Origin of the sequence: Ensifer aridi (genome assembly GCF_002078505.1) — a bacterium.
GTDB lineage: Bacteria > Pseudomonadota > Alphaproteobacteria > Rhizobiales > Rhizobiaceae > Sinorhizobium > Sinorhizobium aridi.
Genome location: NZ_LUAV01000037.1, coordinates 141954 through 166434, shown reverse-complemented (window position 1 = coordinate 166434; position 24481 = coordinate 141954). Strand labels below are relative to the sequence as shown.

Genomic DNA, 24481 nt, shown 5'->3' with positions numbered 1-24481 from the left:
TTTTTACACAGCCAGGGTCGATCCTTCCGGTTCCAATCTGTCCTGGCAGGCTGGGACGAGGGACGGCCGCTTTGCGGACGAAGCGGACATAAGGACGGGGGATCTGCTTCGACCTTTGCGGTCGTCTTTCAAATACGACCGAAAGACAGGAATCGCTTTGCAAGCGGTCACGACTTTAGCGGGCGTCTCGAATAGAAACGACGAGCGCCAACAGCGTGCCGACGAGTGTCACGCACGCGCCGACGAGAGGGAGTGAAGCGAGGCCTGGACCACTGTCGATGACCTGACCGCCGGTCCACGCCGCGAAGGCGGCGGCGATCTGGAACCCGGAGGCGTTCAGGGCGATGCCGAGTGTTGGCGCGGCCTTGGCGGTGACCAGAACCCTTGTTTGCATGCCGGGGATCACCGAGAAGGCAAGGGCGCCGACCACGAACATCATGACAGCAGCGGCAGGCTGCAGTTGCCCGGCGAACCAGAACAGCGCCAGCGCAGCGGCCAGGCTCGCGAGAAGGCCGATGATGGAGGGCATCAGCGCCCGGTCCGACAGCCATCCGCCGGCAAGGTTTCCGAAGGCGGCACCGACGCCGTAGATTAGAATCAGCACCGGCACGGTCTCGGCGGCGAAGCCACCAATCCCGGTCAAGAGCGGCGCGAGATAGACGAAGACCATCAGAACACCGGCATTGCCGACTGCGGTCATGGCGAGGGCAAGCAGCAAATCGCGGCTCTTCAGGACGCGGAGCTCTCCGGCTACCGAGCCTGTGGTAGGCACGCCGCGGACCGGGACGAGCTTCACCAGAAGGGCGAGCGCGACGGTGGCAAGAACGGCAATGGCCAAGAATGTAGCGCGCCACCCGAATTGCTGGCCGATCAAGGTGCCGAGCGGCGCGCCGAGGATCATCGCCAGATTGAAGCCGAGCGCCACCTTCGCCACGGCTGAAGCCTGCTTGCCGGGTGCGACGAGCGAAGCGGCGACAACCACGGCCATCGCGAAGAAAGTCGAGACGACGATTCCGCTGACGAATCGCGCCGCGAGCAGTGTAAAATAGTTCGTGGCCGCCGCCGCGACGAGATTTCCAATGATGAAGACAGCGAGGAGTGTCACGATCAGTGGCTTGCGCGCGATGCCGACGGTGAGCAACGTGAGCACCGGTCCGCCGACGATCATGCCCACTGCATAGGCTGTCACCAGATGGCCTGCCGAGGGGATCGAAACCGATAGGCCGGCCGCAACCTGCGGCAGGATGCCGGCGATGACGAATTCGGCCGTGGTAACCGCGAAGGCGCAAAGGGTAAGCGTCAGGGTTGACCGCAGTGTCGACGGCTCGCGCCGGTCATCGGCGGTTTCGACGGTGTGGGTATCCATTCTTGGCCTCTTTCGGGATGTCATCGTGGGAAACTAGCCAGCGGTGGTGTTGTCCGATATGACATTTGTCCCTCGTTTTCTGCCAAAGAGGTGCCTCCATGAGCGACCGTCGCACGATCGCTTTCATCCTGTTCGACCAAGCCTTGGCGCTGAACCTCAACGGCCCGGCCGAGGCCTTCAGTGTCGCAAGCCACCTGCTTGCCCGCGAAGGTGCCGGATATGATCTCCTGTTCCTGTCGGAAGCCGGAGGTCTGGTGCGGACGAGTTGTGGCCTTGCGGTCGAGACCAAAGCCCTGGATTCGGTTGATCTTGCCACGCTCGACACGCTGATCGTCGTCGGCGGTCTGGAGTCCTGGACCTTCACGCCCGACACGCCGCTTGTTCGATGGATCGAACAGGCCTCCAAGGCGGTGCGGCGGATATGCAGCATCTGCAACGGCGCCTTTCTGCTCGCGGCAGCAGGGCTGCTCGACGGGCGCCGTGCGGTGACGCACTGGTGCGAGGTCGAGCGCCTGAAAGCCATGTATCCGGAGGTGCGCATCGAGCTCGATCCGATCCATCTCAGGGACGGCACGATCTGGACCTCGGCGGGGATGAGCGCCGGAATCGATCTCGCGCTCGCCCTTATCGAAGACGACTACGGCCGGCATACCAGCCTATCGGTGGCGAAAGAACTGGTCGTCTTCCTTCGCAGGCCCGGCGGACAGGCGCAATTCAGCAGTGCGCTCGCCGCTCAGACGCGACTGGGCACCACGCCGCCGGCGGCAAAGCTGGCGGAACTTCCGGTCTGGATCGCGAACAATCTGAATGCCCATCTCACCGTCGAGGGACTGGCAAAGGCGGTTGGCATGAGCCCGCGGACCTTTGCCCGCAACTTCGCCCGGTGGTATGGGGGCACACCGGCAAAGCTGGTTCGGGAACTGCGCATAGAGGCGGCCTGCCAGCATCTTGAGGAGGCTTACAGCGAGATCAAGCGGATAGCCGATCTCTGTGGATTCGGCGACGAGGAGCGCATGCGCCGAGCCTTCGTGCGCCGCCTCGGCATTCCGCCCACGGTCTACCGTGAGCGGTTTGGGCGCGGCAGCCCCAAGCCCAGTTTGGATCGCCACCAGCCAAAGCGGCGCCCGCTTGTTTCTGAGCCTGTATGAAGTGCTCCCCGGTGGATCTCAAGCAACGGCCGGTCATTGGTGGCACGGTCACTTCCCGCCGGAGGAATTTATCGGCTGGATCCCACCCGGTATAGTCGCCGACAGATCTGATGGACGACGGCTAAGGACTCAATCGAGCCGCCCGTCGTTAGCGTCTCGATCGGCGATTACGCGGTACAAAGGGGCACATCTGTAAAAGCGGCCACATCGAAATTGGACCGCAACTCCGCCGTCCGAGTATCGATGGAGAGCCGTTCGCCATCACTCCTTCGTCGGCTCCCAGAGCTCGAGCGGATTGCCTTCGGGATCGTGAATGCGGGCAAAGCGACCGACTTCTGAGTTCCACTCGGCCCGAGTTTCCACCGCGATCCCGCTTGCTCTCAGCTCTGCCATGAGCCCATCAAGATCATCGACGCGGAAGTTGATCATCCACTGCTGTTCAGTTCGTCCAAAATAGTCGGTGTTCTCAGAGAACGGCCCAAAAATCGTTGCCCCTGCCTCTTGCTGCCATACGGACTTGTGCAGATCGTCAATCCCAAGATGCTTCTCGTACCATTGGGCGAGCCCAGCCGGGTCCGCCGCCCTGAAGAACACACCACCAATACCAACGACCTTCGGCATGGGTTTCTCCTTAGTAGTCTAGAAAGGACAATGCCGGTGCAGGCGCTCACATGCAACTCGAAGATCAAGCTTGAAGTGACGTTCGCTTAGGACTCAAACTTGCCGTTCATCGCGCGAACGGCAACGGCAGCAGTGTCGACAACGCCCGATCTCGCGCAATGTGCTCGCCCAAGACATCTTGCCACAAGCGGCGCGAGTAGATAGCGGGAGTAGATAGCGGGTGATTCTCCCGGAATGCGCGTGACATAGGCTCCGGGGACAGGAATGATCTTGCCTCGAGAGATAGGTCAATGATGCTGCCCTAAAGGCAACGTAGTGGCCAAAAAGGCAAAATAGCGTGGCAATCGACAATGTTGTCGATTGCCAAAGTATCTTGCCCTCGCGCTGGGGCTAACGCGTTCCAGATCGTCAGCAATCTTGCCCTTTTGCCAAGGTAAATTGTCCTTGAACGGAGCTGGGCGCTGTTCCAGAGCGTCTTAGATGGGTGGGGGCGGAAGTTGTAGTCGCAAAAACCAGCTAACGCTGTCACGAACTCAGCGGACATTCCGCGAAACAACGTAACGCAGACACTCGACGCCTTGTGGCCTGATCGCCTGGGGCGAATGGTGGTGTCCGGGAGTGCGCTCATTTCATCCTCCTAGGGACGCGCCACGAAGTAGGCGTTGAAGGCGTCGTGCGGCAGGCGGGAAACTTGAACGTCGCCGAAGCCCGCCAGCGCGAGCATCTCCGAAGCCAAATCGACGCCCCACATCGTGCCGAGGGCTTCGCCGCCCTGGCCGAGCGATACGGGCATGCAGTGCATGACCGACATCATGTAGAGGAACGGCGCGATCGGGTGGGAGAGGTTGTTTTCCAGCCGGCTCGATCCGCCGAACTCGACCATCAGGAACACGCCGTCCTCTCGCAATGACCGCCGGATCGTCCGCAGCATCGCCGGCGGACTCTTCTGGTCGTGGACGGCGTCGAAGGCGAGCGCGAGATCGTAGGTGCCAGGCACTCCCACCCGGAAACGTCCTGCTGTCGGAACGAAAGGTTGCGCAGGCCCTTCGCACGTGCCGTTTCCGCAGCGGCGGCAAAAGCGTCGGCGCAGAGGTCGATGCCGAGGAAGCGGCTTTCCGGGAATCTCTCCGCAAGCATCAGCAGCACGCGCCCGCCGCCGCAGCCCACATCGATAACGTCGATGCCCTGCTCTAGGCGCTCGCGGAGACCTGGCGCAAGCGGCAGCACTCGCGCCACGAGCGGTACCACGATCGACTGATAGCTTGCCTCGGCCATTACATCGTGGAACCGGCCGTAATGGTGGTAGCAGAGGCCTTTGCCGTCGCGGAAACGGGCAACGATCTCCTCCTCCACCGCGCCGACCACCCCTGGAAACTGGGCAATCACCGCCATGTTCTTGATCGACCCCGTCCGGGTGAGGAAGGCCGCATGCTCCCTAGGCAGGAAATAGGTAGCGGCCTCGGGGTCGTAATCGACGACGCGCGCGGTGGTCATCACCGCAAGCCATTCACGGACATAACGCTCCGAGAGATCGGCCTCTGTCGCGAGGTCCTGGGCGGTGCAGGGTGAGATCGCGGCAAGATGGTCGAAGAGCCCGGTGCGGTGGCCGATCAAGGCCATCAGCGCGAGTGCGGCGCCGTTGAGGGCGCTGAGCATCTGGCCTGCGAAGGCTTTTGCCTTATTCTCGTCAAAGGTGGCCGACTGCCGAAGCACCGTTGCTGGCGTGCACATGATAGGACTCCTAGTTGGCTGTATCACATTGCGCTGAGATGGCCGCGATTGAGCCGCACGCATCCCTCGTCGTTGCGGTCTCGCACATGCAGGTCTTGACAGCGCCCCCTCAGGCTGTTGGTCGTGTCGCTACACCGGCGTAGTGGGTTCCCAATTGCCAGAAGGATAGCGGGAACCGTTGGCGCTCCTCTTCGAGGAGCCAAAAGCCGGCCTGGCGAACCAGGCACAACGGATCGCGGTTGAGCTGGCAGCCCCCAGCGAACCACCCCCACGGCCGGTTGAGGCGCTCCTGCCACCTGCGGCGGCGCGGCTCCTCTGCCTGGCCGTGCTCGATGAAGATGAGCCGACCCGTAGGCTTCAGGATGCGTTGGATTTCCCTCAGCGCCGCCAGAGGTTGCGGAATGCTGCATAAGGCATAGGTGACGACGACCGTGTCGGCAAAATCATCGGTCAACGGCATGCTCTCGCCGCAAGCCCGAAGGGGTTCGACTTCGAACGGCAAGGAACTGCTTCGGCGTTTCGCCAGGGCGAGCATCGTGATGTCGGGATCGACACCGACCAGTCGCGCCACCTTGGCCGCGTCGTAATAGGGCAAATTCAGGCCGGATCCGAAGCCGACCTCGACTACAATGCCTTCGGCCAGCGGCAACATACGCTTTCGCATGGGCGTGAACGCGTTCGCCGAACAGCCGGCGTGGATGACGTAAGGGGCAATGCGGCGTCCATACCAGGAGAGACAGGACCGGCACATCACTCAGCCTCCTTGTTTTGCGCACCGGCACGGTCCAGGAAATCATTGACGGCGGACGCGACGGTGCCGACATCCAGAAAGGCCGTGACATGGTTCCTGTCCGCAAGGGGCAGAAACTCGCCACCCGCCAGTTCCGCGAAATTCCGGACAAGCTCGCAGCGGGGGTCCAACGTGCCGCTGATCGCCAGCACTGGTACTTGCAACCGCGCGAAGGCCGCCGAAAAATCAGACCTGTCCTTGGCGAGGGTTGCCTGAACAGCGGCTAGATCGTTGGCCCGGATCCGCCGGCATGTGGCCTGCGAAAGGTGGGGTGCCAGGTGTGTCAAGAAAGCGAGCCAGGCCTCGAAATCGTTTTTGAGCACGGCTCGGAAAGGGGCGAGTTCCTCCGCGAACGGATGCGCGCCATTGCAAACCAGCGCGCTAACGCGCTCGGGGTGGTAGAGAGCTGCGGCCAACGCGACTACGCCGCCCATCGAATGTCCCATCAGCGCGGCGTGCTGGAGACCGGCACGGTCAAGCACGGCAGCGACATCGGCTGCGAGCCGGCGACCGGAATAGGCGGCTGGATCGTGCGGCTTTCCGCTCCGGCCATGGCCACGGCAATCGATGAGGATCAGCCGGCGTCCGCGCCGCAGGAACTGCTCGACGTAGCCCGACTCGTGCCAGGACTCGCTGCTTTCGGTCAGGCCATGCAGTAGCACGAGCGGCATGCCGTGACCTAGGTCCTCGTAGGCGATAGGGATGCCGTCCTCGGCAACTGCCTCAAACGTGCGATGGTGGATGAGAGTATTGACCAGGGACATTTCCCGCTCCATGAGTGTTCTGACCGGGCCTGATTGGCCCGACGTCGTGGGGATCAGTACACGGCCAGCGTCCCCTCAACGTCCCCGCGGCCGCACAAGTATCGATGGAACGATTGGAGTTCCGACTTCTGGGCTTTCCGGAGTTCCGCCTGAGCGGACGGCCGGTGAAGCTCGAACTGCGCAAGGCGGCTGCGCTCCTCATCTATCTCGCCGAGGCCAGTAGGCCTGTCGCCCGCGAGGTCGCCGCTACACTTCTATGGCCCGAAGCCGACGAGGAAACTGCACGGGCACGCCTCCGGCGCACGCTGTACAAAATCCGTGTTGCGTTCGGCGAAGAGGTCATTGCTGCTAGTGGAACGTCACTCTGTCTGCAGCCGGCGCTTTCCGTCGAGGCCGACACCAAGGTCTTCGAGCATGCCTGCAATTTCGGCCGTCTTGATGAGGCAGGCGACATCTATGGAGGCGACTTTCTCGCCGGCCTCTCACTCCCGGATTGTCCCGAATTCGAGGAGTGGGCCTTCTTCAGGCGCGAGGGCTTGCGCAGCCTTTTAGTTCAGGCGCTGGAGCGACTCACTGAAGCAAAGATAGCCGACTGTGAACCGCGCGCCGCGATCGTGCATGCGAGGCGGCTCGTGGGACTGGACCCTTTGAGCGAAAACGCGCACCGTCACCTGATCCGTGCCTACCTTTTGGCAGGCGACCGGGCCGCCGCCGAGCGCCAATACGAGACATGCTGCAAGTTGCTTGCAGAAGAGCTGGGCGTTCCGGTGAACCGCGAGACCACGGAACTTCTCGAGGTTACGGAGAAGCTGGCGACCTCCGTCCAGACGCGATACGCGGCGCGCAATGGAATTCATCTCGCATATCAGACCGTCGGCGAAGGTGCACTCGACGTCGTATTCGTGCCCGGCTTTGTTTCTCACGTGGAGCGCGCTTGGGACGACCCTCGCGGTCGCGCGTTCCTGATGAAGCTCGCGGGACTTGGGCGGCTTGTCTTCTTCGACCGCCGGGGCGTCGGCCTCTCGGACCGAATTGGCGCGCCACCTACTGTGGAGGCGACGGCTGAAGACATTCTCACCGTCCTTGACGCGATTGGCAGCCGCCGCGCGCTTCTGATCGGTGCGTCGGAAGGTGGCCCGGGCTGCATCCGGTTTGCCGCAGGATGGCCGAAACGGCTTGCCGGCCTCGTGCTTTACGGATCACTCGCGCGGGGAAGCAGGTCCGAGGACTATCCCTTCGTTCTCACTCCCGCCCAGTACGACGCCTGGCTGGCGCGGCTGGTTGCCCAATGGGGCGGGCCGTCGGAGATCGAGACGTTTGCTCCCGGGCTGGCGGACGACCGGCAGGCGCGAAGCTGGTGGGCTGGCCTGCTGCGCGCCGCCTCAAGCCCGGGTGCCATTCGGGCCGTGCTGGCGGCGCTGCGCGACACCGACGTGAGATCTTTGCTGTCATCGATCCGCGTTCCGACACTTGTCCTGCACCGACGCGGTGACCGAGCTGTTCGCTTCGACGCAGGCCGTCATTTGGCTGAAGAAATCCCATCCGCACGTTTCGTCGAACTCGACGGGATAGACCACTGGGCATGGGCGGGCGATCAGGATGCGGTGATCGATCGGATTCGCACTTTCGCGGCCCAGCTTTAGCTATTGGCACGGCGCGAATAACTGATCTGGGTCAGAGCGGCGGGTTTACCGACTACTGTCGGAACCAAAATGAGATCGGGAGCGGCCGAAATCGGTCAACTTGCGACGTAGCGTGAGCGAGCCCAGATCACTGCTGTGGGTCGATTGTTGCGGTTCCTGTTGGTCTCAGTTTGGAACACTCACAGCACCGCATTACTGTGCTCGTTGTAAGGCTGACAGCAATCGGCCGTATGCAGGCGCGAGGGCCCTCAATATGGCGGCGGCCTCTCCATTGTCACCCGTCACCAGCGGGTGCTGTAGTGATCCGACCAACTGAGCCTGTTCGGATGCGATGCGGGTTGCTTCAGCATCGCCGATTCGTGCCAGGCACGTGGCTGCGTCTGCGAGCCGCCTAGCGCCGACGCGCACGGCAAAGTGGATCAGGTGTCCACGCAGATCGTCATTGCAACCGCCTTCGATCATGTCTGCCAAGAGCTTGGCCGCCTCCGCATTGCCGACCGTTCCCTTCGGTAAATGCGTCGCGTTCTCCATTGAAAGCCACCGTATCGCATTCGGCAGCGATGCTCGGATCACGTCATCCTCCCGGACCTCTCGATCGCGCTGGAAATTGATCCGCATCGTAAAGGGCGCGCCGTAGTCGATGGTTTCGGCACGCCACGCGGTCAGAAAGTTGTCTACCGGCAGTGACGCGAAAGGATACCCCTGCGGATCGTGCATCCGCACCCGCCCATCTTCGATGGCAAGCACAACCAGGTAATGATCCGATCCGATGGGACCGCGCACGCCTGGGCGATGCCTAAGATGCCCGATTTCGACGGGACCAACCCATACGGGGCCACCGGCGAGTGCCCTTCGAAGCTGGTCAAGCGCCTCATCCTCGCTCGTGCTCTTGATGACTGTTGAAGACCACCCCATCGCCTCAAGGGCTTTGTCAAAGCCAGCCTCCGGCGTCCATCCGTAGGGATCGAAGAACGGCAGACTTCCGCCGACGAGTTGCAACCCAAAGGGGCTGCCGGTAGCGAACTCAATGACCGCCGTCGATGGCGCATGCGCGCCGAACAGCATGGCGAAGGAATTTGTGTAGCAATATGGGCCGGAGCCAATATACGGCATATGCTCCATGGTAATGCCTCCAAATTTCAAACTGGGAGGCACGACAAGAGCGGCAAATTTCGAGATATTGTCAACACACAAAGGCAACGTACAATTGTGCCGCCGTTACTGTCCGGAGCTGTCTGAGATTTGGCAGGCCGCCCTGACAATCAAATTCATGCAGGCTGAATGCTGCTCACGGCTGAGGCGATCTTGGCGGGAGACCAGCGCGAGCGCCGTGCCAAAAACGCTGCCAACCGCGTGGGAATGGTCCCCTATTACACGCAGACCGGTCGTTCGCCGAAAGATAGCTGAACTACTGCAACGCGCCGAATGCTGCAATTTCGCGCGCTCCGCCACGGTGCCAATTTCAGGCGGCAACCTGCGCGATGCCCCTTCCGCGGACAAAGCTATTCGGGCATAGCCTCGCCGGATCCGCCGGCCTCGGCGGGGAAATCCCTCAATTTCGGAAGCCCGTCCTTCATCGGCAGCACTGCTTCGGCGTAGTTCAAGTGGACAGCCGGCTTGAAGGCCATGGTCGGGATCGCTGCGGCATAAACATCGGTCAAGCCGAAGGTCGGGTGGACCGTCATAAGATGACCGCCGCACTTAATGCAGAAGTGCCAATCACTAAATCCGATCTTGTTGAACCGGCCGAGGAACTCCGCTCCCCTGACGATTTTTACGCTTTCTGCCTTCCACAGGGTGAAGGCAGTCACCAGCGCCCCCGAATAGGATCGGCAGGAGCTGCAATGGCAGTACCCCATTTCTTCCGGTGCGCCAGAGACCTGGATCTCGACTGCCCCACAAAAGCAGGTACCCTTATGCGTGTCGGCCATGTCGCGCTCCCCTCCCTGGCAGTGCGGAACCCTGGTAACCAGTGGCGATCCAGCTTGTCTTTTGAGGTGCCGGGCTTAGTAGAAAACGGATGGCATGTAGGCACCCTCCGGCGCGTGATATTCCCCCATCGTCATGATGGTCATGGGCTTCACCGCCTGCATGCCGTGGCGTACGCACCAGCGGAAAAGAGTGGTCTGACGCGTCGGCAGCAGGAACGAGACAGGCGCGCCAGTGACGGCCACCGCCCCTGCGATCAGGGCCTGCATCTCGTCCGCGGATTCCGCGACTCCATGGTTGGGGATCCAGAAACTCGGCGCCGACATGTAGGCGGTTATGCGGCCCTCGCGCTCGGCGACCAGCGGAGCGAAAAAGCGCAGCGCGTCCGTAAGATCCCTGCGGCGGGAGATGCCGTGCACCTTTATGCAAAGCGCATCGCAGGCTTCGAGATCGTGTTCGCCCATGGGGCGTACCGCGGTGCCGGCAGGTAAGTTTCCGCGGGGCTGTCCCGCCATCACAAGCGCCGGCTCGCGGACCTCGAAGCCGAGCGAGGCATAGAGCGCGATCGAACGCATGTTGAAGGCGTCCTGAAGCAGGCGGACGCCTGGCGCGCCGTTCGACCGCACGAGCACTGCCTCCATCAGCCGCCGACCGATCCCGCTGCCCTGCAGCCGCGGATGCACGGTAATCGGGCCAACTCCCCGAATGGCGTCACCTTCGTTGAGGAAGTTCGAGCCCACGACCCGCCCGTCCTCTTCGGCGACGACACCGAAGACCGAGGGGTTCCCGGCCAAGCTTTGGGCTAGCGCAATCGCGGCATCGGTTCCTGGAAAATCGGGCGGGAAGCCATGGCGACGCGCGATTTCCTCGAACGCCTCATAGATGATGCGGCCGCAAGCCTCGGCATCCGCTGTCGTCGTCAGGCGTATGTGTACGGTCATGCTGTCCTCTCCTCCTCACATATGTCGCGTCCGTTAAGCGCGCACGAAGCCAGTCACTCACGTGCGCCTTCCGCGAGCGGGATGGCTCCACGGGAAAAACGCGGGGTATTCCGCGAAATGATCAAGTTGGGGGCTTGCCTCAGCGCCGCCCAGGAAATTACGCGCGCTCACCGATCTCGCCAATCATTGTTATTGCGCGGCCGTTCTGCGGAAATGCAGAATGTGCGCATGTACGACTGGAACGATCTGCGCTACTTCCTTGCCGTCGCGCGCACCGGCAGCACGCTGGCGGCATCTCGCACGCTCGGCGTGAACCAGAGCACCGTCGCCCGAAGGATCGCCGTGCTGGAGCGGGCGGTCGGGATGAAGCTATTTGACAGAAAGCAGGCCGGTTACGCCCTGACGGATTGCGGATCGGAGCTGCGGTCGGTCGCCGAACGCGTCGAGGTCGAGGCGCGCGCATTCGCGGATCAGGCCAGCGCCATAGGACGACGCGTGTCCGGCGTTATCCGCGTCACCACGAACGAGGGGCTCGCCAATGGGGTCATGGCCCCGGCACTCACTGCGTTCCGCAGGCTCCATCCCGAGGTGCGGGTGGATCTCGTTGTCGATGAGAGGCGCCTCGACCTCGCCCGCGGCGCGGCCGATGTGGCGCTGCGGACGGGAGCCCGCCCAACGGAGGCAGGTCTGGTCGGGAGGCGGCTAAACCCGGTAGCCTGGGCCGCCTATTGCAGCCGGGAATACGTCGAACGGCATGGTCGCCCCACGTCGGTCGAGGCACTCGGCCAACATGCGGTTGTCGGGGCCGACGGACCCATTGCAGTCCTGCCGGGCTGGACCTGGCTGCGGCGGGTGGCTCCCGACGCGGAGGTGGTGGCGACCTCCAGTTCGGTTACCAATCTGATCTCGGCTGTCAAGTCCGGGCTGGGAATAGCGGTCCTGCCGTGCTTTCTGGCCGATTCCGATCCTTCGCTGGTTCGCTGCTTCGGTCCAATCGAAGGAGCGCAATCCGATCTGTGGCTCCTGACCCGCGAGAATCTGCGAGACGTTCCACGCGTGCGTGCCTTCATCGATTTCCTGGCCAGTCACGTCGCTTCAATGCGGCACGTTCTCTCGGGCAAGGCGGCTTCGCGTCAGCGTGAAATCGATCGGATCCGACCGCCGCGGCGCTAAGGGCCGCCAATGACCGCAATGGATAATTCCGCTGAAAGACCGGCGCCCCCATCTCGCGACTCTTGAAACGCCGGTCCATTATGCATCACGAAATTAGCTGCTGACTTTTCGCCCATCGCGTGATCGCATCGCGGGATGTAGGGGCAGGTCCAAAGAAGTGCTCTTGCTTCGCAATGTTCGAAACATAGACGCCCTTCTTGAAGAACAGGAACATCTGGATCAGATCGTACCCAAGTTCGGAAAACAGCTTTACCGGGCGAGCGAGCAAGCGGAAAACCAGCCACGGCACAACCCGCACCTTGAGACGTTTCTTTATAACCTCGGAGACGAGATCGGCGATCTCCTGCTGGCTCTTGGGGCCATCGCGCCAGCCGGCATCGATCGTTTGGTTGTTGATTTCACTACCAGGAAACGTCGCGGCTTTGGCGAGATATGAGGCCAGATCATCCGTCAGCACATAGGACCATCTCGTGGTCTTATCGCCCATCGCCAGGAGCCGGCCAGCTTTCACACCCTTCGCAAAAAAGTCCGTACTCTGATCGAGAAATGTGGGCGCGCGGACAAATACGTATGGCACCCCGGAGGCCTTGATCAGATCCTCGGCCACTTTCTTGGCGTGGAAATGCGGCACTGCTGACGCCGCCTCGCAGCTAACGATGCTGAGAAAGACAAATCGGCCAATGTTGGCTCTTGCTGCGGCCTCTATGAGATTCTTGTTGCCCTGAAAGTCCGTGTCGAGGCTTCCCTTCATGTAACTGTTAGCCGAGCTGACTACGACGTCCACGCCCTGCAAAGCACGATCCAATGACCCTGGATCCATCATGTCGCCGCGCAGCCATTCGACATCGGCGCTTTCATTTGAGGGCGCGCCCTTACGCGACATCGCAACGACGGCCGCATTCGCATCATGCGTCAGGTTGCGGAGAATCTTGGCTCCGAGGAATCCTGTTGCGCCGACGACCAGAACTTTCTTTTTCGCCGTCGCGCTTGAGCTTTCGGTCTCGGCGAGTGCCCTCTTTTCCGAGGCAGCGGAGGGATATGGTGATTGAGTCAATCTGATCTCCTGTCATGAACTCGTATCGGTCCGGGCGCTCACGGCGGCGTAATCGATGTAGCCTCGCGCCGCGCCACCGAAGAAGGTGCTGTGGTCTGCCTCGTTCATCGCTGCATTGGCCTTCAGCCGCACGATGAAGTCCGGATTGGCAAGGACCATCTGCCCGTAAGCTTCGAGATCGGCCAAGCCCGAAGTCACGTCGGCGCCGATCTGGTGGCGCGGACGACCCGGCCGGTTGAGGATCAGCGATTGGTGCCAGAGCTTGCGGATATCGGCCAGCAGCGGCTCGTTGCCCTGGTGCATGATGTGCAGATAGGCGAGCCCGAGCTTGTCGAGTTCGGCGACGAGATAGCGATAGAGGTCCGGCCCTTCGGCGCCTTCGTCGATTCCCCACATCGTCGTGCCGGGGGACAGGCGGATTGCGGTGCGGTCCGCGCCGATCTCCTCGGCGATCACCGTGGCAACCTCGATGGCGAAGCGGGCGCGGTTCTCGATGGAGCCGCCATATTCGTCCGTGCGCGTGTTGGCACTTGGCGCGAAGAACTGCTGGACGAGGTAGGCATTTGCGCCGTGAATCTCGATGCCGTCGGCGCCGGCCCCGATCGCCGAGCGGGCCGCGTGGCGGAAATCGACGACGGTCTGGCGTACCTCTTCGGTCGTCAGCGCGCGCGGCGTGGGAATGTCCTGCATCCCCGTTGCCGTGAACATGCCCGTCCCCGGCGCGATCGCGGACGGTGCAACGCCCTGGCGATGATGCGGCGTATTGTCGGGGTGCGACATACGCCCGGCGTGCATGAGCTGGATGAAGATGTGGCCACCTTTGTCGTGCACGGCGGACGTGATCTTCCGCCAGCCGGTGACGTGTGCGGGAGTGTAGATCCCCGGGGTGGTGAGGTAGCCCTGCCCGTCATCCGAGGGCTGGGTACCCTCGGTGACGATCAGGCCGATGTCGGCGCGCTGCGCATAATATTCGGCAGCCAGTTCTCCCGGCGTACCGTCGAAGGCGGCGCGGCTGCGGGTCATGGGCGCCATCACCAGTCGGTTGGGAAGCATGTAGCGGCCAATGCGGGCCGGGGTGAACAGTGGATCCATTTGGGTTCTCCATTCGTTGGAGTCCCTTGTCCACCATTCCGATCTCGGGATAAATCCGGCGGAGTTGAAATCATCTTTCCATCCATGGAGCAATCAGTTGAGCCATTTGAACGACATGGCGCTGTTCGTGGAGGTGGCCAGAGCCAGGAGCTTTCGGAAGGCCGCGGAGGCTCTCGGCATGCCTAACTCCACTCTGTCGCGACGTATCAGCGAGTTGGAGAAGGCGATCGGTTTGAGGCTGCTGCATCGCACGACGCGCAAGATCGAGCTCACCGAGGCCGGCCAGCTCTATTATGAACGAAGCAAGCGCATCGTTGACGAGGCACGGCTCGCGCACGAACAGCTCGGCGCGATGGTTGAGCAGCCGACCGGTGTCCTGCGGGTTTCGCTTCCGGTCGACTTCGCTACTCTTTACCTCACGCCGATCATCGCCGAATTCGCGCGGCACTATCCTGGCATCACGTTCGAATTCGACCTGACCCCGCGCCGCGTCGATCTGGTCGCCGAGCCGTTCGACGCGGCGATCCGCATCGGCAAACTGGAAGATTCCAGTCTGATCGCCCGCCTGATCGGGCGGCATTCGCGCCACCTCTATGCGTCTCCTAACTATGTCGAAGCGTCGGGCGAGCCCGCGACACCGGCGGACCTGGCGGCGCATGAATGCATCTGCATGCCGCGGAGCCCGACCTGGACTTTGCACCGGGGCACCGACACCGTCGATGTCGGCGTTAGCGGCCGCTTCACGCTCAATAGCGTCGGGATGATCCGCGCCCTGGCGGTCAGCCACCAGGGCATCGGCCTGCTTCCCGGGAAGATCGTCGAGGAAGACTTGGCCTCTGGCCGGCTCCGACGCATCCTGCCCGAATGGCAGGGGTCGTCGGTCAGCATTTACGCCGTCACCGAAACTCGCCTTATTCCAGCCAAGACCCAGCGCTTCATCGAATTCCTGTCCTCCAGGCTGATGGAAGCTTGAAAATGCTGGAGGTTCTTCTGGAAGCACGCGGGATCGGCAGCTTTCGGATAGTTGCGGTTTGGATGGTCGAAGACCGGATGGCGGCGCAAACCTGCCGTCCCCGCGCAACGAATTGACAGTCTGAATCGGGTCGCTCCCGGCCGCTGATCAGAAACGGTCGAGCGACGTCTTCTGGAGCAATGAGGACGTACACAGTGCTTGCGTCAAACTCGGCTCACCATCCAAGGCGGGCATTTGGCTCAATTCGAGCATCAGATTTCGCCTCCAGCCCATCCCCAAGGACGAGGCGTAGCGACCCGCTGCGCCTCGCCACCATGCACCGGGCGGTGTACGCCATCAGCGAATCCACTCGTTCCACCGCTGCAACATCATCGCAGCATTGGCGTTGATCCATTCCGCATCGGGAACGATGACGTAATCCCGAACGTCATCACCCTGTGGCATTGTCTTGCGCGCCTCATCCGACATCATCGCGATCGCATCGCTGCTTGGCGGCGTGCAGGAAAGCGCTTCGCAGGCCTTGGCCTGGGCGGCCGGTGTGTTCAGCCAAAAGGCGATCAGCTTCAGTGCATTTTCGCGATGAGGCGCGTCTTTCAGGAGCGCTATCCGGTCGCCGACGAGGAAAGATGCCTTATACGACCATGCGATTGGCAGGCCCTCGTTCCGCATCGCCTTCGCACGCGTCAACCAGATCTGGCCAAGCGAATAGTCACCGTTGCGAAAACCCTGCACGCTCTGGTCACCCGTTTTCCACCACAGCGAAACCGAGGGCCTGATCTGCTCGAGCTTGGCGAGGGCGCGATCGATGTCGAGTGGAAACAATTCGTCGCGGCTGACGCCGTCGGCAAGGAGCGCGGCAGCCATCACGCGCCAAGGGTCGTCAAAGTTCGGAAAGGCCCGCTCCCCCGGGAACTTTTCCGTGTCCCACATGTCCGCCCAGGTCTCCGGAACGGGCCCGCCGGGCTCGCCCGTTCTGTAGGCCAGCAGGGTCGCGGTCGATTGCAGGAGCGCTCCGCCGGCGGCGCAGGCGTTTGCGCTGAGGTCCCGGCGGTCGGCAAACTGCCGGCAGAACGCCGTCAGATCTTCCGTGATTTCGCGATGCGCTTTCGACGCGGCTTGGATTTCTCCGTCGAGATAAAGGTCCCAAGTGATATTTCCCGTCTTCACCATGGCGGAAGCCTTGGCGCGCATTTCGGCGTTCGTCGCGGCGACGGTCACAACCTCGATGCCCGTTGCCTTGGTGAACGGATCGAACCAGGCCTCTTTCAAGGCCCGGTCATAGGCTCCGCCGGTGGACGCAATGATGACCTGCTCGGCAGCTAAGGTCGGTTGGGTAAGCGGGATCAAGGAGGGAAGTCCAACAACGACCGGAATGAGGACTTTTCCAAGACGCGGAAGCAGCGTGGGCATAGAAGTCTCCTTCGCAGATTGAGTGAGTGATGTTTCGCTCTCAGGGACGGGGCTTGCGGGCGTTCACTAGATGGACCGAGCCCATGAGCAGGAGGGATGTGGCGACCAGCACCGTCGAGACTGCCGCGATGACAGGTGTCAGGTTGAAGTCGATGTCCTCGAACATCTTGCGGCCGATCGATTTGCCGCCGACGTCCGATATGAAGAAGGCAACCGTCGCTTCGTCGAAAGAGGCGAGAAAGGCGAAGACCGCCGCGGCCGCCACGCCCGGCGCAATGTTCGGCAGTACGACAAGGAAAAATGCCTGCAGCCTATTCGCCCCGCAGTTCAACGCCGCCAGTTCCAGCGTCGGATCGAAGCGCTGCAGGGACGCCGTGACGGTGATGATCACATAAGGGATTGCGAGCACGGTGTGCGCGACGAGAAAACCGAGGAAGCTGCCGGTCAACTGAAGCGGTGAGAAGGTCAGGTAGAGCGCAACGCCAAGAACGATGTGGGGCACGATCAATGGGCCCAATGCGAGCGCCTGCAGGGCAGTTCTGAACGGAAGGCACCCGCGAACGATGGCAAGTGCCGCCATGGTGCCGGTGATCGTGGCAGTCGCGGTCGTCGCCAGGGCGATCCTGAGGCTGAACCACGTCGCCGCCATCCAATCGGGATCGCTGAGATAGGCGCTGTACCATTTCAGGGTCAGGCCACGGGGCGGGAACTCGATGTAGTTCGTTTCGCTGAGCGACATCGGTATGACGATCAGTGTCGGGAGCAACAGGAAGAAGAGGATGCCTCCAATTGCTGCGCCCCCGGCTATGATTCCAGCGGCAGCGGAATAGGAGCGGATGGCGGGAGAGGCGAAGACATCCAGGATCACGGGAAAACGGTCCGATAGCCGTGCTTGATCAATAGACACTGTTCAATCCCTTGCTGAGCGATAGCGTCCTGCGGAACAGCAGAACGAAAAGGAGCGTGACTGCGAGAAGGACGGTCGAAAGCGCCGCCGCGAAGGGCCAATCGAGCAGCACCGTCGTCTGCTGTCCGATGAGCGTCGCCATCAGCATCGAGCCGGGCCCGCCCACCAGGGCAGGGGTAATGTAGAAGCCTAGGGCCAGCACGAAGCACATCACGCTGCCGGCAAAGACGCCGGGAAGACTGAGCGGCAGCGTTACGGCTACGAAGGCCCGGAGGGGCCCGGCTCCAAGATTGCGGGCTGCCCGCACGTAGTCAGCCGGAAGCGCGCGCAACGCCGAATAGATAGGCAAGATCATGAACGGCATCAGCACATGCGTCATCGCGAGGATGACCGCGCCCTGAGTGTAGATCAGCTTCAACGGCCCGTCCGTCACACCCGTATCGATGAGCAGTTCGTTGATGATCCCGTTTCGCTGCAGAAGTGTGACCCAGGCGTAAGAGCGAATGAGAACGGAGGTCCACAACGGAATGAAGACGCAGGCCCCGACAACCGTGGCCGGGCCCTTGCTGAGACGCGCCATGAGATAGGCAACGGGGAAGCCGAGGAGCAGACTGGCAACCGTGACCACCAGCGCGACTTGAACGGTGCCTGTAAGAACAGCGAGATGAAGCGGCTCGGCGACAATGCGCCGATAATAAGCGAGCGTTCCTCCGGAAAAGCTCAACGCAAAAAGCTTCAGGACCGGATACAAAAAGCCGATTGCAAGCGCTGCAATGAGCGGCGTGGCCAGGACGATGGATGTGGGCAGCGAATAAAAGCGCGCCGAGTAGGAACTGAGTCGCCGGAAGGAGAGTCGATGTGAGCGTGACCGAGATATGAAATTCGTCATGCCGCGCACCTCTCCACCAAAGGAAAGACGTGCACGGCCTCTTCGTCGAGGAGGACGTCCACGTTGTCGTTTCTCTGGAACGGGATGAACCCGTCCGCGGCGATTTGCACATGCAGGCTCGCCTCTGGCCGATCCGCAAGTCGAACGACGACGATGTACGTGGAGCCAACGAATACCGAGGCATCGACTACGCCCGGAAATGCTTCCGCACCGCCTTGGCCCCGCCGCACGAGGCGGATGCGTTCCGGGCGGATTGCCACACGCAGAGCTTTGCCCGGTGCGCACCTGCAATCGCGGTCGTTCCCGACGGAGCGCAGGTTCAGCACGCTTCCTTCGGACAAGCGGACGATCGTCTTCCCGCCCTTGCTGTCGAGGCAATCACCGTCGATAAAATTCATCCGGCCAATGAAGTCCGCGACAAATTCGGAACTCGGCTGCCGGTAGAGCTCCGCCGGCGTGCCGCACTGCATCAGCCGGCCATTGCACATGATTGCCACCCGGTCCGACATCGTCAGAGCTTCGTCCTGGTCATGGGTCACGTAGACGACCGTCACGCCAAGCCGCTCCTGGAGACGCTTGATTTCGAACTGCATGACTTCTCTCAGCTTCTTGTCGAGCGCACCGAGCGGTTCGTCCATCAGGAGGACCGGGGGCTCGAACGCCAGAGCGCGCGCCACCGCGACGCGTTGCTGCTGGCCTCCGGAGAGCTGGTTGGGATAGCGCTCGGCGTAGCCGGAGAGTTGGATGAGCTCCAGCATCTCATCGACCCGCCGGGATGTCGCGGCTTTCTGCGATTTGCCTCGCATCTTCAGCGGGAAGGCAATGTTCTGGCGGATGGTGAGGTGAGGGAAAAGTGCGTATTTCTGGAAAACCATGCCGATGTTGCGGTGATTGGGCGCAAGTCGCGTTACGTCGCGCCCGCCGATAACGATCCTGCCGGCGCTTGGGGCATCGAATCCGGCTACCATGGTCAGGACGGTTGTCTTGCCGGAGCCGGACGGCCCCAGAAGGGAGACGAACTCCCCGGCGGCAATGTCGAGCGAGAGTTCACGAACAGCGAACATCTCTCCGTATCGTTTTTGCAGTCCCACAAGGGACAGGGATTGGCCGATCAATTCTGTGTTTCCTTTCAGCTCAGCGCTCGCGAGCGCCTTTCCCGTGAGTCCGGACCGTTAGCCGGCCGCGATGAGAGAGCCCTCTTAGAGTCCTGCGACCAAAGAGGGGCACATGTGTTTTGTTGAGATTGTTGGCGTCCCGCAGCTCGCCAAGCCTGCGGGCCCGCGTGACCATAATCGGGAAAGCTGCTAAAGCCTTTGACGCGACAAAAGCTTTGCAAAACCTTCACACTTCACTTTTGTTGCATCAAAAATTCGCAGTGTCAACAGATCAAGGAGGTGAAATGTCTGATGTCCCGAATGAAACCGCACAAGTGGAGCGGGCGATGGAAAGGTTGGGTGACGCTGCATATCGCGAGATGAAAGAGCGAATTATTCGCGGTGTTTACAAGCCGGGGCACAAGCTGACCGTGCGCGCCGTGGCGCAAGACCTGGATGTCAGTACAACGCCCGCGCGTGACGCGATCAATCGCCTGACGAACGAAGGGGCGCTCGTCTATGCCGGGCCAAAGACGGTTGTCGTTCCGGTTCTCGATGCGGCCGCTCTTCGAGAGATAACGCTCACGCGTCTGGCGCTAGAGGGGCTGGCGTCGGAACAGGCCGCGCTGCATGGAACGCCTGAGGATGTGAATAAACTCAGATCTTTGCAGGCACTCATCAATGTCGCCCTTGAGGAGAAGCGTTATGCCGAGGCGCTCTGGCACAACAAGGAATTCCACTTTTTGATCTATCGTCTCTCCGGTTTTCCGCACCTCGTCTCCATCATCGAAAGCCTTTGGCTGAGAATTGGCCCATCCTTGCACAATCTCTACCCAGAGTTTGCTAGGGAGAAATACGGCGTTCGCAACCACGAGGTCGCCATGGAGGCGCTCGAGGAGCGCGATGGGGCGGGCCTCAGGGCGGCTATGGAGAATGACATTCGTGACGGATATCGTCGGTTGAAGCGTGCGAACCAGGAAAGAGATGAAGGCTGAGCCGGCGCCAAGATTTTGTTACATGCACTTGACGAGCCCCATTTTTGTTGCAACAAAATTGTGAAGCTCGTGCAAAGCGAGCGATCCCCATCTTTTTCAGGAAGCCGGAATCATGCTCGTCCAAGCAACTAACAGTCCGCAGCAGGCGTCTGCGCGCAGTAAGTCCAGACATCTATTCAATCGCGCCAAGGCGGTCTTTCCCGGCGGAACGACCCGTGCCACCGTGGAGAGGAACCCCTTCCCGATTTATGTGGAACGCGGCGAGGGGGCCCATCTCGTCGACGTCGATGGAAACCGTTTCCTCGATCTGAACAACAACTTCACCACCCTCATTCATGGACACGGCTTCGCGCCGGTATCAGAGGCGGTCGTCGGGCTCTTGCGCTCGGGAACCTGTTTTGCCAACCCGACAGAACACGAGATAGGCCTTGCGGAATTGCTGACGGCCCGCATTCCTGCGATGGAGCGCGTCCGCTTCGTGAACAGCGGAACGGAAGCAATAATGTTCGCGATCAAGGCCGCGCGTGCCTTTACCGGCCGGCACGCAATCGCGCGGATCGAAGGCGCCTATCATGGCGCCTATGACTGGGCCGAGGCAGGACAGGGTATTGCACCGGGCAAAAATGGCTGGGATCTGGCCCCGGTCGCGACCCCGGCTTATAGGGGCGCGCCGGCGAGCGTGGCCGAAGAGGTGCACCTTCTTCGCTTCAACGACGTCGACGGGCTGGAAAGGTGCCTCGGTGCGGTCAGCGACCGTCTCGCATGCGTACTGATCGACCCGATGCCAAGCCGGGCGGGCCTCATCCATCCGGAGCCTGCCTTCATCGAAGCGCTGTCGGTGACCACCCGCAAATACGGGATCTTGATCCTTGCCGACGAGGTTCTCAATCTTCGGCAAGGCTATACCGGGGCCTCGGCGCGCTACGGACTGACGCCCGATCTGATCACCGCGGGAAAAATCATTGGAGGTGGCTTTCCGATCGGCGCCATTGGTGGCCGCGAGGAGGTGATGCGCGTGTTCGGCACCGACGAGGCCAAGCCATCGCTGCCGCAGGGCGGCACCTTTTCCGCCAATCCTGTTTCCATGGTTGCCGGTCGTGCGGCCATGGAAGCCATGACGCAAGCTGCCTTCGATCGCCTCGAGCAGATGGGCGATAGGCTGCGGGAAGGCCTCAGGGCCAGCGTTGCGAGTCACGATGCTGCCTTCTCGGTGACCGGCGCCGCCTCGCTGTTTCGCATCCATCCCAAACGTCTCGCGCCGACTGAGTTTCGCGATGCTTATCTGAGCACGGCGGAAGCTGAGTTGATGCGGAGAATGAGTACTCATTTCCTGGAGATGGGCGTTCTTCTTCCCTATGGCGCCGCGGCCAGCCTATCCACCGCCATGGACGACAGCGACATCGAGCTCGTCCTCAGAGCATTCGATCAGTTTCTTGCTACAGAGGCACAGTCCGGAGAGGAGCGCCCGCAATGACGAAACGCGATACTGTTGAGACCGTTGCACAGCGTATTGCCGCAAATCTGCGTCGCCACGGAGTGGAGTTCATCTTCGGCCAAAGCCTGCCGTCGGCGGTGATCCTCGCCGCCGAGGCGATCGGCATTCGCCAGATCGCCTATCGGCAAGAGAACATGGGTGGCGCGATGGCCGATGGCTATGCGCGCCTTTCTGGCAAGGTCGGTGTCGTCGCCGCACAGAACGGTCCCGCGGCCACATTGCTTGTGCCGCCACTTGCCGAGGCCTTGAAGGCGAGCGTGCCGATCGTGGCGCTTGTGCAGGACGTCGAGCGCGACCAAACGGACAAGAATGCGTTTCAGGATCTCGATCAGATCGCTCTCTTCCAATCCTGCACCAAATGGGTTCGGCGCGTCACGGTCCCGGAGCGAATCGACGACTACGTGGATGCTGCATTCACGGCTGCGGCGTCAGGCCGTGCCGGCCCGGCCGCGCTCCTGCTTCCCGCTGATCTCCTGCGCGAAGAGGCGCGGGCGCCAATAGCAGCGAGGTCCAGGAGTCTCGGTCATTGGCCTCTGGATCGGGTTCGCCCGTCGGATGCAGCACTGGCCGAGGCGGCATTTCTCATCGCGTCGGCGCAGGCGCCGATCGTCATTGCCGGCGGCGGGGTTCACTGCGGAGGTGCCGCGGTAGAGCTCACGCTACTGCAGGAATACGCGAGCCTGCCGGTGTTCACCACCAACATGGGAAAGGGCGCGGTTGACGAACATCATCCGCTTTCCGCCGGCGTCCTAGGATCCCTGGTCGGCCCACGTTCGCTCGGTCGTCACACGTCCGCGTTAGTCGATGATGCGGATCTCGTCATTCTGATCGGGACGCGCACCAATCAGAACGGAACGGACAGTTGGCGCCAGATTCCGACGAAAGCGACAATTGTCCACGTCGACGTCGACCCAGCCGAAATCGGGCGAAATTACGAGGCAATCCGGCTCGTGGGCGATGCCCGGGAAACGCTGGCGGCGCTACGCGAGGCGCTCCAGCGCATTGACCTGACGCGGCGGAAAACGGGTCGCGCAACGCTGGAGGAGACCATCGCCGCATGCTGGAAGCGCTTTGAACGGGACCGGCGGGATGTCGCGACCTCCCCGTCCAGCCCCATACGCCCGGAGCGACTTATGGCGGAGCTTCAGCATCTGCTGACCGGCGAGACGACGGTTGTCGCCGATGCCAGCTATTCTTCGATGTGGGTACTGGGCCAATTGCGGGCGCCGGTCGGCGGAATGCGGTTCATCACGCCACGCGGACTGGCTGGTCTCGGTTGGGGCCTGCCTCTCGCCATCGGCGCCAAGGTCGCCCGCCCAGATAAACCTGTCATTGCCATCGTCGGTGATGGCGGTTTCGCCCACAGTTGGGCAGAACTCGAGACCATGGTGAGGATGAAGCTCCCTGTTGCCATCGTCGTGCTTAACAATGGCATCCTTGGTTTCCAGCGCGATGCGGAGGCGGTGAAGTTCGGCAGCTATACGTCTGCCTGCCACTTTGCCGAGGTCCATCACGCAAGACTGGCGGAGGCCTGCGGCTGCCCGGCTGTCCGCGTCGATGACCCGAGTGAGCTCGCCTTCCAATTACGGCGTGGCCTGTCTGAAGGACCGCTTCTCATCGAGGTGATGACCGATCCCGCGGCGCATCCGCCTCTGTCGCTATTTGCCAACATGGATGACGCGGCATGACGGGTCGGGCGGCACCAAGAATTGCAGTGGTGACCGGCGGCACATCGGGGATCGGGCTGGCCACAGCCCGTCACCTGCTCGAACGCGGATATCGCGTCGCCGTCTTCGGCCAGAGCCCTACCAACGTCGATGGCGCCGCTCGCGAGCTTTCGACGTTATTCGACTTCGAACGCGTGTTCGTGCGCTGCGTCGATCTCATTGACCCGAAGCAGGTATTCGCTTTCTTTCGCGAAGTGGAAGAGCATTGGGGAAGAGCGGAGATTCTCGTTTGCAACGCCGGAATATCCCCAAAGGGGCGTGACGGCGCAACGCCCTTCCAGCAGATGACGCTCGATGAGTGGAACGCCGTTTTGTCCGTCAATCTGACGGGCGCAATGCTCTGCTGCCAGGCAGCCTTGCCTGGCATGGTCGCGCAAGGTTTTGGCCGCGTCGTATTCGTCGGCTCCATCGCCGGGCGCGCGCTGCCGAAGATTGCCGGCGCCGCCTATGTCACTTCGAAAGCGGCACTTGCGGGACTTGCCCGCTCGCTTGTCGTCCGATACGCGGCACACGGCATCACCATCAATTTGGTTGCGCCTGGCCGCATCGCCACCGCGTTGGCGGGACCGCGCGACAGCGCGGTCAATCGTGCGGCCGTGGCGCGCATTCCGGCTGGGCGGATGGGGGAGCCGGAAGAGGTCGCGGCAGTGATTGGCTTCCTGGCGTCCGACGAGGCCGCATACGTGAACGGAGCGACCCTGGACGTCAATGGCGGGGAGTATGCACCGCTTTGAGGTGG

The 24481-nt window shown here is 61.9% G+C and carries 23 protein-coding genes; 8 read left to right on the top strand and 15 right to left on the bottom strand.

Translation table 11 applies throughout. The features are described 5' to 3' along the window. Positions 1–175: 175 nt before the first annotated feature. Positions 176–1366, bottom strand: coding sequence for an MFS transporter (locus AYK65_RS28620; protein ID WP_081162685.1), 1191 nt, complete (start codon positions 1364–1366; stop codon positions 176–178). Between the two features lie 98 nt (positions 1367–1464). Here AYK65_RS28620 and AYK65_RS28615 point away from each other — a divergent pair, with 98 nt between their 5' ends. Continuing rightward, positions 1465–2514, top strand: coding sequence for a GlxA family transcriptional regulator (locus AYK65_RS28615; protein WP_081162682.1), 1050 nt, complete (start codon positions 1465–1467; stop codon positions 2512–2514). 261 nt (positions 2515–2775) lie between these two features. Here AYK65_RS28615 and AYK65_RS28610 read toward each other — a convergent pair whose 3' ends face one another. The 5 genes from AYK65_RS28610 to AYK65_RS28595 form a co-directional block, all read right to left on the bottom strand. Then, a complete protein-coding gene (locus AYK65_RS28610) occupies positions 2776–3135 on the bottom strand; it encodes a VOC family protein (protein ID WP_081162679.1) in 360 nt (119 codons plus the stop codon). A gap of 637 nt (positions 3136–3772) precedes the next feature. Further along, on the bottom strand, positions 3773–4027 hold the full coding sequence (locus AYK65_RS32830) for a hypothetical protein (RefSeq protein ID WP_210190428.1): 255 nt from the start codon (positions 4025–4027) through the stop codon (positions 3773–3775). Continuing rightward, positions 4018–4866: a class I SAM-dependent methyltransferase gene (locus AYK65_RS28605; protein ID WP_210190427.1), complete on the bottom strand. Its 849-nt coding sequence runs from the start codon at positions 4864–4866 to the stop codon at positions 4018–4020. Before AYK65_RS28605 ends, AYK65_RS32830 begins: the two co-directional genes overlap by 10 nt. 109 nt (positions 4867–4975) lie before the next feature. Further along, positions 4976–5518 (bottom strand): class I SAM-dependent methyltransferase, encoded by a 543-nt coding sequence (locus AYK65_RS28600; protein WP_244560139.1) that lies wholly within the window; start codon positions 5516–5518, stop codon positions 4976–4978. A gap of 98 nt (positions 5519–5616) precedes the next feature. Next, a complete protein-coding gene (locus tag AYK65_RS28595; RefSeq protein ID WP_172402081.1) occupies positions 5617–6420 on the bottom strand; it encodes an alpha/beta fold hydrolase in 804 nt (267 codons plus the stop codon). Between the two features lie 104 nt (positions 6421–6524). Here AYK65_RS28595 and AYK65_RS28590 point away from each other — a divergent pair, with 104 nt between their 5' ends. Continuing rightward, a complete protein-coding gene (locus tag AYK65_RS28590; protein ID WP_081162670.1) occupies positions 6525–8063 on the top strand; it encodes a bifunctional AfsR/SARP family transcriptional regulator/alpha/beta hydrolase in 1539 nt (512 codons plus the stop codon). Between the two features lie 192 nt (positions 8064–8255). Here AYK65_RS28590 and AYK65_RS28585 read toward each other — a convergent pair whose 3' ends face one another. The 3 genes from AYK65_RS28585 to AYK65_RS28575 all read right to left on the bottom strand — a co-directional run bounded on the left by AYK65_RS28585 (position 8256) and on the right by AYK65_RS28575 (position 10933). Further along, positions 8256–9185 carry a cysteine peptidase family C39 domain-containing protein gene (locus AYK65_RS28585; RefSeq protein ID WP_081162668.1) on the bottom strand — a complete coding sequence of 310 codons (930 nt, stop codon included), beginning with the start codon at positions 9183–9185 and terminating at the stop codon, positions 8256–8258. Between the two features lie 380 nt (positions 9186–9565). Beyond that, the gene (locus AYK65_RS28580) at positions 9566–9994 is read right to left on the bottom strand and encodes a GFA family protein (RefSeq protein WP_081162665.1); all 429 of its coding nucleotides are present in this window, start codon (positions 9992–9994) and stop codon (positions 9566–9568) included. Positions 9995–10069: 75 nt separating this feature from the next. Continuing rightward, positions 10070–10933 (bottom strand): GNAT family N-acetyltransferase, encoded by an 864-nt coding sequence (locus AYK65_RS28575; RefSeq protein ID WP_081162662.1) that lies wholly within the window; start codon positions 10931–10933, stop codon positions 10070–10072. Between the two features lie 228 nt (positions 10934–11161). On the opposite strand from AYK65_RS28575, the gene AYK65_RS32195 reads away from it, so the two are divergent. Continuing rightward, on the top strand, positions 11162–12106 hold the full coding sequence (locus AYK65_RS32195; RefSeq protein ID WP_172402080.1) for a LysR family transcriptional regulator: 945 nt from the start codon (positions 11162–11164) through the stop codon (positions 12104–12106). 85 nt (positions 12107–12191) lie between these two features. Here the strand turns inward: AYK65_RS32195 and AYK65_RS28560 are convergent, their stop codons facing one another. Both AYK65_RS28560 and AYK65_RS28555 read right to left on the bottom strand, forming a co-directional pair. Further along, positions 12192–13160, bottom strand: coding sequence for an SDR family oxidoreductase (locus tag AYK65_RS28560; protein ID WP_081162656.1), 969 nt, complete (start codon positions 13158–13160; stop codon positions 12192–12194). Positions 13161–13172: 12 nt separating this feature from the next. Further along, the gene (locus tag AYK65_RS28555; RefSeq protein ID WP_081162653.1) at positions 13173–14252 is read right to left on the bottom strand and encodes an alkene reductase; all 1080 of its coding nucleotides are present in this window, start codon (positions 14250–14252) and stop codon (positions 13173–13175) included. A gap of 97 nt (positions 14253–14349) precedes the next feature. On the opposite strand from AYK65_RS28555, the gene AYK65_RS28550 reads away from it, so the two are divergent. Beyond that, entirely contained in the window at positions 14350–15225 is an 876-nt protein-coding gene (locus tag AYK65_RS28550) for a LysR family transcriptional regulator (protein ID WP_046116803.1), read from the top strand. A 336-nt stretch (positions 15226–15561) separates the two neighbouring features. Here AYK65_RS28550 and AYK65_RS28545 read toward each other — a convergent pair whose 3' ends face one another. From AYK65_RS28545 to AYK65_RS28530, 4 genes are read right to left on the bottom strand one after another with little or no spacing between them, the layout of a single operon-like run. Continuing rightward, positions 15562–16635 (bottom strand): ABC transporter substrate-binding protein, encoded by a 1074-nt coding sequence (locus tag AYK65_RS28545; protein ID WP_081162651.1) that lies wholly within the window; start codon positions 16633–16635, stop codon positions 15562–15564. A 40-nt stretch (positions 16636–16675) separates the two neighbouring features. Beyond that, positions 16676–17542 (bottom strand): ABC transporter permease, encoded by an 867-nt coding sequence (locus AYK65_RS28540; RefSeq protein WP_081162648.1) that lies wholly within the window; start codon positions 17540–17542, stop codon positions 16676–16678. Continuing rightward, entirely contained in the window at positions 17532–18431 is a 900-nt protein-coding gene (locus AYK65_RS28535) for an ABC transporter permease (RefSeq protein ID WP_081162645.1), read from the bottom strand. Before AYK65_RS28535 ends, AYK65_RS28540 begins: the two co-directional genes overlap by 11 nt. Then, positions 18428–19546 carry an ABC transporter ATP-binding protein gene (locus AYK65_RS28530; RefSeq protein ID WP_081162642.1) on the bottom strand — a complete coding sequence of 373 codons (1119 nt, stop codon included), beginning with the start codon at positions 19544–19546 and terminating at the stop codon, positions 18428–18430. The genes AYK65_RS28535 and AYK65_RS28530 overlap by 4 nt, the downstream gene beginning before the upstream one ends. Positions 19547–19830: 284 nt before the next feature. Between AYK65_RS28530 and AYK65_RS28525 the strand changes: the two genes are divergently transcribed. The 4 genes from AYK65_RS28525 (at position 19831) to AYK65_RS28510 (ending at position 24476) form a co-directional block, all read left to right on the top strand. Then, positions 19831–20520: a GntR family transcriptional regulator gene (locus AYK65_RS28525; RefSeq protein ID WP_081162639.1), complete on the top strand. Its 690-nt coding sequence runs from the start codon at positions 19831–19833 to the stop codon at positions 20518–20520. A 112-nt stretch (positions 20521–20632) separates the two neighbouring features. Next, the gene (locus tag AYK65_RS28520) at positions 20633–21994 is read left to right on the top strand and encodes an aspartate aminotransferase family protein (RefSeq protein WP_081162636.1); all 1362 of its coding nucleotides are present in this window, start codon (positions 20633–20635) and stop codon (positions 21992–21994) included. Next, positions 21991–23703, top strand: coding sequence for an acetolactate synthase catalytic subunit (locus tag AYK65_RS28515; protein ID WP_081162633.1), 1713 nt, complete (start codon positions 21991–21993; stop codon positions 23701–23703). Before AYK65_RS28520 ends, AYK65_RS28515 begins: the two co-directional genes overlap by 4 nt. Next, the gene (locus AYK65_RS28510) at positions 23700–24476 is read left to right on the top strand and encodes an SDR family oxidoreductase (protein ID WP_081162630.1); all 777 of its coding nucleotides are present in this window, start codon (positions 23700–23702) and stop codon (positions 24474–24476) included. Before AYK65_RS28515 ends, AYK65_RS28510 begins: the two co-directional genes overlap by 4 nt. Positions 24477–24481 lie beyond the last annotated feature (5 nt).

Bases quoted from the DNA above. Each gene is read 5' to 3' on its own strand.
- AYK65_RS28620 (WP_081162685.1), bottom strand. From the start codon at position 1,366: ATGGATACCCACACCGTCGAAACCGCCGATGACCGGCGCGAGCCGTCG.
- AYK65_RS28615 (WP_081162682.1), top strand. From the start codon at position 1,465: ATGAGCGACCGTCGCACGATCGCTTTCATCCTGTTCGACCAAGCCTTG.
- AYK65_RS28610 (WP_081162679.1), bottom strand. From the start codon at position 3,135: ATGCCGAAGGTCGTTGGTATTGGTGGTGTGTTCTTCAGGGCGGCGGAC.
- AYK65_RS28605 (WP_210190427.1), bottom strand. From the start codon at position 4,866: ATGTGCACGCCAGCAACGGTGCTTCGGCAGTCGGCCACCTTTGACGAG.
- AYK65_RS28600 (WP_244560139.1), bottom strand. From the start codon at position 5,518: ATGTTGCCGCTGGCCGAAGGCATTGTAGTCGAGGTCGGCTTCGGATCC.
- AYK65_RS28595 (WP_172402081.1), bottom strand. From the start codon at position 6,420: ATGTCCCTGGTCAATACTCTCATCCACCATCGCACGTTTGAGGCAGTT.
- AYK65_RS28590 (WP_081162670.1), top strand. From the start codon at position 6,525: ATGGAACGATTGGAGTTCCGACTTCTGGGCTTTCCGGAGTTCCGCCTG.
- AYK65_RS28585 (WP_081162668.1), bottom strand. From the start codon at position 9,185: ATGGAGCATATGCCGTATATTGGCTCCGGCCCATATTGCTACACAAAT.
- AYK65_RS28580 (WP_081162665.1), bottom strand. From the start codon at position 9,994: ATGGCCGACACGCATAAGGGTACCTGCTTTTGTGGGGCAGTCGAGATC.
- AYK65_RS28575 (WP_081162662.1), bottom strand. From the start codon at position 10,933: ATGACCGTACACATACGCCTGACGACGACAGCGGATGCCGAGGCTTGC.
- AYK65_RS32195 (WP_172402080.1), top strand. From the start codon at position 11,162: ATGTACGACTGGAACGATCTGCGCTACTTCCTTGCCGTCGCGCGCACC.
- AYK65_RS28555 (WP_081162653.1), bottom strand. From the start codon at position 14,252: ATGGATCCACTGTTCACCCCGGCCCGCATTGGCCGCTACATGCTTCCC.
- AYK65_RS28545 (WP_081162651.1), bottom strand. From the start codon at position 16,635: ATGCCCACGCTGCTTCCGCGTCTTGGAAAAGTCCTCATTCCGGTCGTT.
- AYK65_RS28535 (WP_081162645.1), bottom strand. From the start codon at position 18,431: ATGACGAATTTCATATCTCGGTCACGCTCACATCGACTCTCCTTCCGG.
- AYK65_RS28525 (WP_081162639.1), top strand. From the start codon at position 19,831: ATGTCTGATGTCCCGAATGAAACCGCACAAGTGGAGCGGGCGATGGAA.
- AYK65_RS28520 (WP_081162636.1), top strand. From the start codon at position 20,633: ATGCTCGTCCAAGCAACTAACAGTCCGCAGCAGGCGTCTGCGCGCAGT.
- AYK65_RS28515 (WP_081162633.1), top strand. From the start codon at position 21,991: ATGACGAAACGCGATACTGTTGAGACCGTTGCACAGCGTATTGCCGCA.
- AYK65_RS28510 (WP_081162630.1), top strand. From the start codon at position 23,700: ATGACGGGTCGGGCGGCACCAAGAATTGCAGTGGTGACCGGCGGCACA.